The sequence below is a fragment of the Micromonospora globbae genome, assembly GCF_003610785.1.
GTDB classification, from domain to species: domain Bacteria; phylum Actinomycetota; class Actinomycetes; order Mycobacteriales; family Micromonosporaceae; genus Micromonospora; species Micromonospora globbae.
In genome coordinates this window covers 286,666-297,990 of record NZ_RAQQ01000004.1, presented here as the reverse complement: position 1 = coordinate 297,990, position 11,325 = coordinate 286,666, and the positions used below count along the sequence as shown (strand labels likewise).

The following is an 11,325-nucleotide window of genomic DNA, read 5'->3' as shown; positions in this document are numbered from 1 at the left end:
CGGGGCATGTCGTGGAGCAGCTACGGGACCTTCCTGGTCTTCGCCCTCGTGCTGATCCTCATCCCCGGCCCCGACTTCGCGGTGGTCACCCGCAACACGCTGGCCTCGGGTCGACGCCGGGGGACGTGGAGCGCCGTCGGCGTCACCGTCTCCAACGCCGTGCAGGGGCTCGCGGCCGCGGCCGGCCTGGGCGCGCTCGTCGTCCGCTCCCAGCCGCTGTTCGAGGCGATCCGCTGGGCGGGCGTGGCCTACCTGGCGTACCTCGGCGTGCAGGCGTGGCGCTCGGCGTGGGCCGGCCGGTACGCGCCGCTCGACGGCGACGCCGCCGCCCCGCCCGGCCAGGCGCTCACCGGCTTCCGGCAGGGTTTCCTGTCCAACATCACCAACCCGAAGGTGCTCGCCTTCTACCTCGCGGTGCTACCGCAGTTCGTCGGCGGCTCGGCACCGCTGGCGGTGTTGGCCGCCTTCGCGCTCAGCCACGCGGTGCTGTCGCTGCTCTACCTGCTCCTCCTGGTCGGCGCGCTGCACCGCGCCCGGCAGGTCCTCTCCCGCCGGCGGGTGCGCCGCTGGCTCGACGGGCTCACCGGGTGCGCCCTGCTCGGCTTCGGGGCGCGCCTCGCCACCGAACGCACCTGACCGGCCCGACGGCCCGCGTCAGCGTCGCTACCGCTGCAGGCTCCAGGCGATGCCGTCGAGGATGTCGTGCTCGGAGGCGACGACCGAGGGCATGCCGGCCCGTTCCATGATCACCCGCAGCACGAGCCCGCCCGCGCCGATCACGTCGGCCCGGCCCGGGTGCATCACGGGGATGGCGAGCCGCTGCTCCCGCGTCTTCGCGAGCAGATCGGCGGTCACGTCGGCCACCTTGTCGTACGGGACCCGGGCGTGGTGGATGCGACCCGGGTCGTACGCCTGCAGGCCCTCGGCGATCGCGACCACGGTGGTGACCGACCCGGCGAGCCCGACCAGTGTGGCCGCCTCGCGCCCGGGCACCACCTCCAGCGCCCGGTCGACGGCGACCGCGATGTCGGCCTGGGCCGCGGCGATCTCGTCGAGGCCGGGCGGGTCGCCGTGCAGGTGCCGCTCGGTCATCCGCACGCAGCCGATGTCCATCGACACCGCCGCCTGCACCCCACCGTCGCGGGTGCCCACCACGAACTCGGTCGACCCACCGCCGATGTCGACCACGAGGAACGGCGCCTTCGCGTCGGCGGGCAGCCCGCGGACCGCCCCGGTGAAGGACAGCCGGGCCTCCTCGTCGCCGCTCACCACCTCGGGGGCCACGCCGAGCGTCCGCTCCACCATCGTGCGGAACTCGTCGGCGTTCGCGGCGTCCCGGGTGGCCGAGGTGGCCACCATCCGCACCCGTTCGGCGCCGAGCTTCTCCATCTCGGTCGCGTAGTCGGCCAGCGCGACCCGGGTGCGCTCGATCGCCTCCGGCGCCAGCCGTCCGGTCCGGTCCACGCCCTGGCCGAGCCGGACGATCTCCATCCGGCGGCTGAGGTCGGCCAGCGGCGCCTCCGGCCCCGCGCCGGGATCGGGCAGGTCGGCGACCAGGAGTCGGATGGAGTTGGTCCCGCAGTCGATGGCGGCCACGCGCGTCGTCACGTCCGCAACCCTACGGCAGGCGGCCGGCCGGCGACCCGGTCACCGCGAGCCGAGCGGCCTCCGGCCGGCGTGAGCCAGGCGACGGCAGCGGCGGCCCCGCAGTGCCCGTCACGCCGACGGAGAAGCGGCCAGCAGGTGCGCGCCGAGCGGCGTCAGCCGGTGCCGGACGCTTCCGCCGACCCGTTCGGTGTCGACGAGGCCGGCCGCCCGCAGCGCCGCCGTGTGCTCCGACGCCGACGCGAGGCTCACCTCGACGGCCCGGGCGAGCGTGGTCGTGCTGTGCTCACCGGGTTCGGCGAGCCGGCGCAGCACGGCGGCCCGGGTCCGGCCGACCAGCCGGGCGAGGACGTCCGGCCCGGCCGAGGCTGCCGGTGACGCGATGGAGACCGGGTAGACGAGCAGGACCGGGCGGCCCGGCTCGACGAGCGCACGCGGGCGGACGCCCGACAGCGGCGAGGGCACGAGGATCAGCCCGTGCCCGGTCCCGGGCAGGTCGCCGTCCCACCACGTGTCGACCTCCAGCACGGGCGGGTTCCACCGGATCAGCGGGTGCAGCCCGCCGAGCAGACCGTCCACGCCGGCGAACGCGTACCGGTGCGCGGCGGCGGCCACCTGCTGCCGGTGCGAGCGCCCCAGGTCGGTCCAGTGTGGTGCGAGCACGGCGTCGAACCAGGTGCGGGTCGCCGCCGCGAGCAGGTCGAACACCTCCGGGTCGGCGGCCGCGAAACGCCGGCGCATCGGGGTGGGCGGCAGGTCGGCGTACGCGGCGCGGACGTCCGCCCGCACCCGCCAGGTCGGCGTGGCCCGGATCGCGTCGAGGCCGGCCGCCAGCGAGTCCAGACCGTCGAACGGGGTCAGGAAGTCGGGCAGCCGGCCACGGGCGGGCAGCAGGTGCCGCAGGGCGGCGCTCGCGGCCCGTACGTCGTCGTTCCGGACCGCCTCGGCGGCCCGGCCGGCCAGCGCGGGGGCCGTCACGGCGACCGTCGGGCCCCGCAGCGCCTGGCTGGCCAGCAGTGCCATGCCGGCCGGATGCGGGCGGTCGGCGAAGCAGATTTGGCGCAGGTCCGCCGATCGGAGCCGGAGGCGAAGCATGGGAGCAGCCTGCCGGTCTTCGGCCAGCGCCGAAAGGGTTGACCGGTCGGTGTCCGGCGACCGACGGTGTGCGCCATCACGAAGGGGGCGGGCATGCGGCGGTTGCTGGCGGTGGCGGCGGCGGGACTGGCACTGGCCGGTGCCGCGTGCGACGGGGGCGCCGCCACGCCGGCGCCGTCCGCGGCCGGTGGGGCCGCCGAGCCCGGTCCCGGGGACCACCGGCTCAGCCTCCCGCACGGCGGCCGGGAACGCACCTACCTCCTGCACGCCCCACCGACGTACGACCGGACGACGCCCACCGCCCTGGTCATCGCGCTGCACCCGTACCCCGGCAGCGGCGCGGCGATCCGCGAGATGGCGGGTCTGGACGCCGTCGCCGACCGGGAGGACGTCCTGGTGGCGTACCCGGACGGGACCGGCGGCGGCTTCAACGCCCTGATCTGCTGCGGCGACGCCGACGACGTCGGCTTCCTCACGGCGCTCACCGAGCACCTCGTCCGGACGTGGGGTGCCGACCCCGACCGCGTCTACCTCACGGGCATCTCGAACGGCGGCGACATGAGCTTCCGGGCGGCGGTCGAGGCGTCGGGCGTCTTCGCCGCCATCGGCGCCGTCAGCGGCGGCTACGGCGGGCCACGGACGGAGGCGGACGACTACGTGCCGACCCGCCCGGTCTCGGTCATCACGTTCATCGGCGGGCAGGACCGCTACGCCGACGCGTTCCGGGTGGGCATGCGGACCTGGCAGCGACGGCTCGGCTGCCGGCCGGCGCCGGCCGCGCCGGGCGGGGCGCCGGGAGTCACCCGCACCGACGCGCGCTGCGCCGACGGCAGCGACGTCACCGTCTACACCCTGCCCGAGATGGGCCACGCGTGGCCCGGTGCGGCCACCGGGCAACTCGCCGATCCCGACGCCGGCGTGTCGGCCACCGACCTGATCTGGGAATTCTTCGCCGCGCACCCGCGCCGCCCGTGACCGGCTCAGAGACGCAGCAGCATCCGGGTGTTGCCGAGCGTGTTCGGCTTGACCCGCTCCAGGTCGAGGAACTCCGCCACACCCTCGTCGTACGAGCGCAGCAGCTGCTCGTACACCTGCTGCGGGACCGGCGCGCCGTCGATCTCGGTGAAGCCGAACGAGCCGAAGAAGCGGGTCTCGAACGTGAGCACGAAGATCCGGGCCACGCCCAGCTCGCGGGCGGCGTCGATCAACTCGCCCACGATCCGGTGCCCGATCTTGCGTCCCCGGTAGGCGGGGTCGACCGCGACCGTGCGGATCTCGGCGAGGTCCTCCCACATCACGTGCAGGGCGCCGCAGCCGATCACCGTCTCGTCGTCGGCGCGCACCGCGACGCGGAACTCCTGCACGTCCTCGTACAGCGTGACGGTGGCCTTGCTGAGCAGCCGGCGGTCGTCGGTGTAGGTGTCCACCAGCCGGCGGATCCCCCGCACGTCGCGCGTGCGGGCCCGCCGCACGAGGATCTCGTCCGCCGCCGCGACGGGCGGCTCCGCGCCGGCGCTCATTCGCCGTCCGGCACGTCCACGCAGGGCCCGGCCGTCCACCAGGGCTCGACGAGCGCCAGCGTCTCGTCGCCGAACGGGTTGACCCCCGGGCCGGCGGCGAGCGCGTGGCCGAGGTGCACGTGCAGGCACTTCACCCGGCCCGGCATCCCGCCGGCGGAGATGCCGGCGATCTCCGGCACGTGGCCGATCGCCTCCCGCCGGGCCAGGTAGTCCTCGTGCGCGGCCCGGTAGCGGGCCGCGAGCTCCGGGTCGGCCGCCAGCCGCTCGGCCATCTCCTTCATGAGGCCGGCCGACTCCAGCCGGCTGCACGCCCCGGTCGCCCGGGGGCAGGTGAGGTAGTACAGCGTGGGGAACGGGGTGCCGTCGGCCAGCCGCGGCGTCGTCTCGACCACGTCGGGCAGCCCGCAGGGGCAGCGGTGGGCCACCGCCCGGGTGCCGCGGGGCGGGCGGCCGAGCTGCGCGGCCACCGCGGCCAGGTCGGCCTCCGTGGCCGGTTCCCGCCGCGGCGGGGGTACGGAATCCGCCGCCGGCTCCTGCGGTGGTACGACAGTCACGGTGCCCATCTCTCGTTCGCTGCTCGACTGGTGCTCAGTTGGCGGGCTGCTCGCCGTTGGCCGCCCGGACGCTCGACCACAGGGTGTCGTACCAGGGGTCGGGCGTGGCCGACGCGCTGGGCGCCGGCTCGCCCGCGTCCCGGGCGGCGCCCTCCGGGTCGTTGAGCAGGATCACCAGTTTCTCGCCCGGCCGGCCCATGAAGAACCGCTCCCGCGCCTTCGTCTCGATGAAGGCGTGGTCCTGCCACTTGGCGGCCTTCTCGGACAGCTCGGCGATCAGCTTCTCCTGGGCTGCCTGGGAGGCCTCCATCCGCTCGATGTCGGCCTGCTGGTCGAGGTAGACCCGGACCGGATAGGTGTACGCGAGGGCGAGCGCGATGAGCACCGCGAACAGCACGGTGGCCCGCCCCGTGAAGCGTCGGGGGTGGGGTGCGGACAGCCGCTTGACCGGCCCGCCGGCCCCGGTACGCCGGGCCGCCGCGGGCCGGTTGACGGAGCGTACGCCCTCGTTGCCGCGGGCAGCCCCCGGCGCGCGACCGGCGGTCCCCCGCGGCTCGGCGCGGACGCCGGCCTCCCGGAGCGAACCCCGGGCGGCGCGGGCCCCGCCCGGCCGCCCGGACGTGCCGGGCCGGCGGACGGGACGCTGACCACCCGGTGTGCGGCGCTGCTGCATCGTCACACCCCTCCCCCGAGGCCTCGCGCGTCTCAGGCCGAACGGTAGCGCGGGAACGCGCCCACGCCGGCGTACCGCGCCGCGTCGCCCAGCTCCTCCTCGATCCGCAGGAGCTGGTTGTACTTGGCGACCCGGTCGGAACGCGCCGGCGCACCGGTCTTGATCTGGCCGCAGCCGGTCGCCACGGCGAGGTCGGCGATCGTGGTGTCCTCGGTCTCGCCGGAACGGTGGCTCATCATGCACTTGAAGCCGGCCCGGTGCGCCAGGTCGACGGCGTCGAGGGTCTCGGTCAGCGAACCGATCTGGTTCACCTTGACCAGCACGGCGTTGGCGGCCTTCTCCGCGATGCCCCGGGCGATGCGCTGCGGGTTGGTGACGAACAGGTCGTCGCCCACGATCTGGATGCGGTCGCCCACCGCGGCCGTCAGGGTCTGCCACCCGCTCCAGTCGTCCTCGGAGAGCGGGTCCTCGATGGAGACGATCGGGTAGTCGCCGATGAGCTTGGTGTAGTAGTTGCTCATCTCCTCGGCGGACTTGCTCGCGCCCTCGAACGTGTAGACGCCGTTCTCGCAGAACTCCGTGGCCGCCACGTCGAGCGCGAACACGATGTCGGTGCCGAGCCGGTAGCCGGCCTTCTCGACGGCCTCGGCGATGAGGTCGAGGGCCGCGGAGTTGGTGGGCAGGTTCGGCGCGAAGCCGCCCTCGTCGCCCAGGCCGGTGGAGAGGTCCTTCTTCTTCAGCACCGACTTCAGGGCGTGGTAGACCTCGGCGCCGGACCGCAGCGCCTCACGGAAGCTGGGCGCGCCGATCGGCGCGATCATGAACTCCTGGATGTCGACGTTGGAGTCCGCGTGCGCGCCACCGTTGAGGATGTTCATCATCGGCACCGGGAGCAGGTGCGCGTTCGGCCCGCCCAGGTAGCGGAAGAGGCTCAGCTCGGCACTGCCCGCGGCCGCCTTCGCCACGGCCAGGGACACCCCGAGGATCGCGTTCGCGCCCAGCTCGGACTTGGTGTCCGTGCCGTCGATGTCGATCATCTTCTGGTCGATGAGGCGCTGCTCGCTGGCCTCGTAGCCGATGATCTGGTCGACGATCCGGTCCTCGATGTTCGAGACGGCCTTCTCGACGCCCTTGCCCTGGTAGCGGTCGGCGTCACCGTCGCGCAGCTCGAGCGCCTCGAAGGCGCCGGTGGAGGCGCCGGAGGGCACCGCGGCGCGGGCCACCGTGCCGTCGTCCAGACCGACCTCGACCTCGACGGTGGGATTGCCCCGCGAGTCGAGAATCTCCCGGGCGACGATTCCCTCGATGGTTGCCACTGAGTCGCTCCTCGTATGTGTCGTTCGGGTGCGGGCCGCGACGGTGCGGCTGAGGCAGGTGTTGAACGCAGCGTAGCGGGCGGCCGGTGAGCCCGGGCCGTCCGGGCGTACGCCGCCCGCCGGAAAGCCGACCTTCGCGGCACCGTGCCCGGACATTCCCGGATTCTCCGGCCTCAACCGGCAACCGGTTTGCATCGCACGGACCCGATCGACAAGGCTTGCCGCATGCCCGCCGCCTCGACGAAACTCCGGATGCTCGCCGTGTCGGTCATCGCGTCGCTCACAGTGACCGGCTGTCAGGCCCTGGACGACGCCGGACGGGTGGTCGGCCGCGCCGATCTCGTCAACGACCTCGCCGCCCGGCTGGACCGGGCCCTCGAGCTGACCTACTCCGCCGACTACCAGCTGCCCGGCGGGCAGACGGCCTCGATCGCGCAGGCGCAGGACCCGGCCCGCTCGGCGTACAGCTACCCCGGCGGCAAGCTCACCGTCACCGCCGAGGCCACCACCCAGTGCGAGATCGCCGGCGGCCGTACGACCTGCACGCTGACCCCGCCCCCGACCACGGCGAGCAAGCCGTCGGTGGCCGTCTTCGCCGAGGCCAAGCGGCGCGGCATGGTCACGCCGCCGGTCGTCGTGGGGATGCTCACCGCCGCCGCGCTCGACCCCGACGCGGTCATCGGCCAGAGCGACACCACCGTGGCCGGGCACCACGCCACGTGCGTGGACGTCGACCGGGCCGGCGAGGACTTCACCGCCTGCGTGACCACCGAGGGGGTGCTCGGCAGCTTCACCGGGCAGGTCGACGGCAAGGCGGTCGAGGTGGCGTTGAGCCGCTACTCGGAGACGGTCGACGGGTCGGTCTTCGACCTGCCGGCCGGCGCCGGCGTGGTCGACCGCCGCCCGAACGGCTCCTGACCGGGGCCCCGCCACCGACGGGGTAGTCGACGCGGACCCCTCGTCCCACCGGCCGCGCACCCCGGCTCACAGGCCGAGCAGCGTACGCAGGTGGCGCGGGGGCGGGCAGTCGTGCGCGAGCATCGCGTCGTGCCAGTCGCGCAGCGACACGCCGTCCGGACGGGCCGCGGCGATCTCGGCGACCTCGCTGTAGCCCACGAAGTACGTGGAGAGCTGGGTCGAGGTGAGCAGCGCCCGCCGCCACTTGCCGGCCGCCTCGCCCTCCTCCTGGAACCCGCGCCCGGTCATGAGCGCCATCGCCTCGGCCTCGGGCATCTCCTCGCAGTGCACGAGCTGGTCCAGCAGCGCGTTGATGGTCATCCGCAGCTGCATCTTGAGCTGCTGCAACCGCACCGGCAGGCCACCGAAGCCGAGCCCGGCCATCAGCTCCTCGGCGTAGACGGCCCAGCCCTCGATGAACGGGCCGGACTCGGCCAGCGCCCGCACCCGGGTCCGGCCGGCGTACCGGCGGGCGTGGGCGAGCTGGAGGAAGTGCCCCGGCATCGCCTCGTGGACCGTGAGGTTGCGGATCATGTGGTCGTTGTACTCGCGGTAGAACGACTCCACCCGGTGCGCCGGCCAGTCGGACGGGGTGGGCGCGATGCAGTAGAAGGTCGGCACGTCCGCGGTCTCCAGCGGGCCCGGCGAGTCGCAGTAGGCCACGGCCACGCCGCGCGCGAACTCCGGCATCTCCTGGATCACGCACGGGTCGTCGACGAGCGTGACGAGGTCGTGGGCGCGGACGAAGTCCGTCGCCTCGTCCAGGGTCACCCCGGCCAGGTCGACGATGGTGTGGTCGTCCGGGTGCTCGGCGGCGAGCAGGTCGAGCGCCCGGCGTACGGTCTCGTCGTCGGCCGGGCCGCCGACCAGCTCGACGGCCGCCTCCCGGATCTGCTCGGTGACCCGGTCCAGGTTGGCCCAAACCCGGGCGAGGACCTCCGAGGCGCCCAGCTCGGTGTCGAGGGTGTGCCAGAGCCGCGCCTCCCACCGGCGCCGGCCCAGCCGGGGATCGCGCCCCAGGCCGGCGTCGGCGGCCAGCCCGGCCCGCAGCCAGGCCACGAACTCCTCCAGCGCCGCGATCGCCGCCGTGGCGGCGGGTTCCACGCGGTCGTGCAACGCGGGCTCCTCGGTGAGGAGCTTCGGCACCTCGTCGCGGATCAGCGCCGCCGTGCCGGTGAACTGGCCGACCGCCGTCTCCGCGTGGATGCGGGGCATGTCGCGCAGCGTCCCGCGGGCGATGGCCAGCGCGTCCGGGATGGCGGCGAGCCGACCGGCGAGCTGGGTCAGCCGTACGTCCGCGGGCGCGTACGGGCGGGCCACGATGGCGTGCAGCAGCGGGCCCGGGTTGTGCCGCAGCGGGTCCCACTCGTACGCCCGGATCTCGGTGAGCTCGAACAGCTCCCGGTCGACCAGGGCGCTGAGCAGTGCGTGGTCGACCTGGTCCTCGACGTCCAGCGCGGCCGGGTCGAGTTCGGAGAGCGCGTTGGCCGCGTCGGTGAGCATCGTGCGGTCGGCGGTGCGACCGTCGGGCGAGAAGTCGGGCAGCCGGTCGTCGAAGCGGTGGTCACCGGCGGCCGTGGCCAGCCCGGGTCGGCTCTCCAGCAGCGCCTCGACGATCCGCTCGGCCAGCGGGGCAAACGATTCCACCCGCCGACCCTACCGGCACCGACCGCCACCGGCCGCCCGAACCCGAACCCCGTTGATCATGAGGTTGGCGAGTCGGAACGGGCGTGTCCGCCCCGCCAACCTCATGATCATCCAGGTTCGTCGGTGGGGGGCGGGGGTTCGGCCGCGCGGACGGCGTCGGCGTACGCCAGGGCGGCGCGACGCAGCGCGGCCTCGGCGTCGAGGCCGGCCTCGCGGGCGGCGGCCACCGTGGCGAGCAGGCTCGCGCCGAGCCGGGACTCCGCGTCGACCTGCCCCTCGGCCAGCGGCGGGGGCACGGCCAGCCCGAACCGCTCCGCGCGTTGCAGGATCTTCGCCGCCAGGGCGAGGGCCGGCTGGCTGAGCGCCACCCCGTCCAGCACCGACCCGCGCGGCTTCTCCGCCCGCTTGATGCGGTCCCAGTTGGCGGTGATCTCCTCGATGGTGCCCGCCTCGGCCCCGGCGAAGACGTGCGGGTTGCGGCGGATCATCTTGTCGACCAGCCCGCCGGCCACGTCGTCGACGGTCCACCGCTCACCCTCGGGCAGCTCCTCGGCGAGCCGGGCGTGCAGCAGCACCTGGAGCAGCACGTCCCCCAGTTCCTCGCGGAGCGCGTCGGTGTCGCCCGCGTCGATCGCGTCGTACGCCTCGTAGCACTCCTCGAGGAGGAAATGGGCCAGGCTCTCGTGCGTCTGCGCCCGCTTCCACGGGTCACCGCCCGGAGAGGCCAGCCGGTCCATGACGGCCACCGCGTCGAGCAGCCGCGCGCCGGGCGGGTCCCACGAGCCGTACATCAGCTCCAGCTCGGCGAGACCCGGCTCCCGGGCCAGCCGCAGGCCCAGCTCCCGGGCGAGGGGCTCGTCGCCGCCGGGCCCGGCCAGCCAGACGGCCGTGCCGTGCGCGCCCACGGCGTCCAGCAGCGGCTGCGTGGCCGGCCCGTCGACGACGCTCACCCGGCCGCCCGCCGTGCGGATCGCCACGGTCAGCTCGCTCTCCGCGCCGGTCAGCACCGGCGCCGACCGGACGACGTCCCAGGCGGCGGCGGTCAGCAGCCCGGCCGGCAGCCGGGGCGAGGTGACCAGCAGGACGATCCGACCCGCCATCAGCCGGCCGTGCCGCCCGCCGTCTCCCCGTCCGCCGGGGCCGCCGGCTCGGGAGTCGAGATGTCGGTGACCGGGCCGTCGTGGTTGATGTACGGCAGCGAGTAGAAGACGAGGCCCTGGGCGCTGTTCACGAACGACGGCACGCCGACCTGCCCGTACCGCGGGTTGACGGAGGCGTCCACCCGCTCGGCCTCCTCCTGGAGGGCGGCGCTCACCGCGGAGGCGGAACGGACGAAGCCGCCGTCTCCGAACGCCTGCCGGACCTGGTCGACGGTCATGCCGGACTCGATGGCCCCGGTCTTGGCGATCGCCCCGTAGACGGCCATCACGGCGTCGTCGCTGAGCTCGGCCGGCGGGAGCTGCCGGTTGAGCGTCTGCAGCACGTCGACCCACTCGCCCCACAGCCGGGTGTACTCGGCCGTCGCGGGCACACCCAGGGCCTGCTGGAGCTGCTCGGGGCCGACCTCGTCCGGCACCTGGATGTTCTTCTCGGCCGCCACCCGCTTGCCCAGTTCGAGGCTCACCAGGAGGTTGAGCACGTCCTGCCGGGTCACCGAGGCTCGCAGCTGCTCGGGCGACGGCGTCGCGCCGGCGCGGGCCGCGTCCTGGCGGACTGCCTCGCCGTACTTCGCCTGGACGTCGTCGTACAGCTCGTCGACGCGGGCGATCGACCAACTGGTGTCACCGACGTACGCGGCGACGTCCGGAGCGGACTTCCCACAGGCGGTGAGGGAGCAGAGACCGAGGGCCGCGACGCCGGCGGCAGCGATCAGACGACGAGCACGCATGTGCGCCACTCTCTCATGCCGGACCCCCGGCTGTGACGCCCCCCACCGTCCACCGGGCACGACGCCGCCC

12 protein-coding genes are annotated in these 11,325 nt (G+C 74.5%); 3 read left to right on the top strand and 9 right to left on the bottom strand.

Translation table 11 applies throughout. The features are described 5' to 3' along the window. The first annotated feature begins 6 nt into the window (after positions 1-6). Entirely contained in the window at positions 7-636 is a 630-nt protein-coding gene (locus D7I43_RS07590) for a LysE family translocator (protein ID WP_120327674.1), read from the top strand. A 27-nt stretch (positions 637-663) separates the two neighbouring features. Here the strand turns inward: D7I43_RS07590 and D7I43_RS07585 are convergent, their stop codons facing one another. Together D7I43_RS07585 and D7I43_RS07580 are read right to left on the bottom strand one after the other, a co-directional pair. Beyond that, positions 664-1,596 (bottom strand): Ppx/GppA phosphatase family protein, encoded by a 933-nt coding sequence (locus tag D7I43_RS07585; protein WP_192902100.1) that lies wholly within the window; start codon positions 1,594-1,596, stop codon positions 664-666. A gap of 120 nt (positions 1,597-1,716) precedes the next feature. After that, on the bottom strand, positions 1,717-2,700 hold the full coding sequence (locus tag D7I43_RS07580) for an ArsR/SmtB family transcription factor (RefSeq protein WP_120327672.1): 984 nt from the start codon (positions 2,698-2,700) through the stop codon (positions 1,717-1,719). A gap of 93 nt (positions 2,701-2,793) precedes the next feature. Between D7I43_RS07580 and D7I43_RS07575 the strand changes: the two genes are divergently transcribed. Next, entirely contained in the window at positions 2,794-3,675 is an 882-nt protein-coding gene (locus tag D7I43_RS07575) for a CE1 family esterase (protein ID WP_120327671.1), read from the top strand. 5 nt (positions 3,676-3,680) lie between these two features. On the opposite strand, the gene D7I43_RS07570 is transcribed toward D7I43_RS07575, so the two are convergent. Genes D7I43_RS07570 through eno form a run of 4 tightly spaced genes read right to left on the bottom strand, consistent with a single transcriptional unit; the run spans position 3,681 to position 6,763 of the window. Then, a complete protein-coding gene (locus tag D7I43_RS07570) occupies positions 3,681-4,220 on the bottom strand; it encodes an amino-acid N-acetyltransferase (RefSeq protein WP_120327670.1) in 540 nt (179 codons plus the stop codon). After that, positions 4,217-4,774 (bottom strand): DUF501 domain-containing protein, encoded by a 558-nt coding sequence (locus D7I43_RS07565; protein ID WP_120327771.1) that lies wholly within the window; start codon positions 4,772-4,774, stop codon positions 4,217-4,219. Before D7I43_RS07565 ends, D7I43_RS07570 begins: the two co-directional genes overlap by 4 nt. 34 nt (positions 4,775-4,808) lie before the next feature. After that, on the bottom strand, positions 4,809-5,447 hold the full coding sequence (locus D7I43_RS07560; RefSeq protein ID WP_120327772.1) for an FtsB family cell division protein: 639 nt from the start codon (positions 5,445-5,447) through the stop codon (positions 4,809-4,811). Positions 5,448-5,479: 32 nt separating this feature from the next. Then, a complete protein-coding gene (gene eno / locus D7I43_RS07555) occupies positions 5,480-6,763 on the bottom strand; it encodes a phosphopyruvate hydratase (protein ID WP_120327669.1) in 1,284 nt (427 codons plus the stop codon). Positions 6,764-6,988: 225 nt separating this feature from the next. Here eno and D7I43_RS07550 point away from each other — a divergent pair, with 225 nt between their 5' ends. Beyond that, positions 6,989-7,681, top strand: a complete 693-nt coding sequence (locus D7I43_RS07550) for a hypothetical protein (protein ID WP_120327668.1) — start codon at positions 6,989-6,991, stop codon at positions 7,679-7,681. A 66-nt stretch (positions 7,682-7,747) separates the two neighbouring features. Here D7I43_RS07550 and D7I43_RS07545 read toward each other — a convergent pair whose 3' ends face one another. From D7I43_RS07545 to D7I43_RS07535, 3 genes are all read right to left on the bottom strand, one after another. Beyond that, positions 7,748-9,367 (bottom strand): DUF885 domain-containing protein, encoded by a 1,620-nt coding sequence (locus D7I43_RS07545; protein WP_120327667.1) that lies wholly within the window; start codon positions 9,365-9,367, stop codon positions 7,748-7,750. 107 nt (positions 9,368-9,474) lie between these two features. Then, positions 9,475-10,467: a nucleoside triphosphate pyrophosphohydrolase gene (locus D7I43_RS07540; protein WP_120327666.1), complete on the bottom strand. Its 993-nt coding sequence runs from the start codon at positions 10,465-10,467 to the stop codon at positions 9,475-9,477. Next, on the bottom strand, positions 10,467-11,255 hold the full coding sequence (locus D7I43_RS07535) for a SurA N-terminal domain-containing protein (protein ID WP_120327665.1): 789 nt from the start codon (positions 11,253-11,255) through the stop codon (positions 10,467-10,469). The genes D7I43_RS07540 and D7I43_RS07535 overlap by 1 nt, the downstream gene beginning before the upstream one ends. Positions 11,256-11,325: the final 70 nt, after the last annotated feature.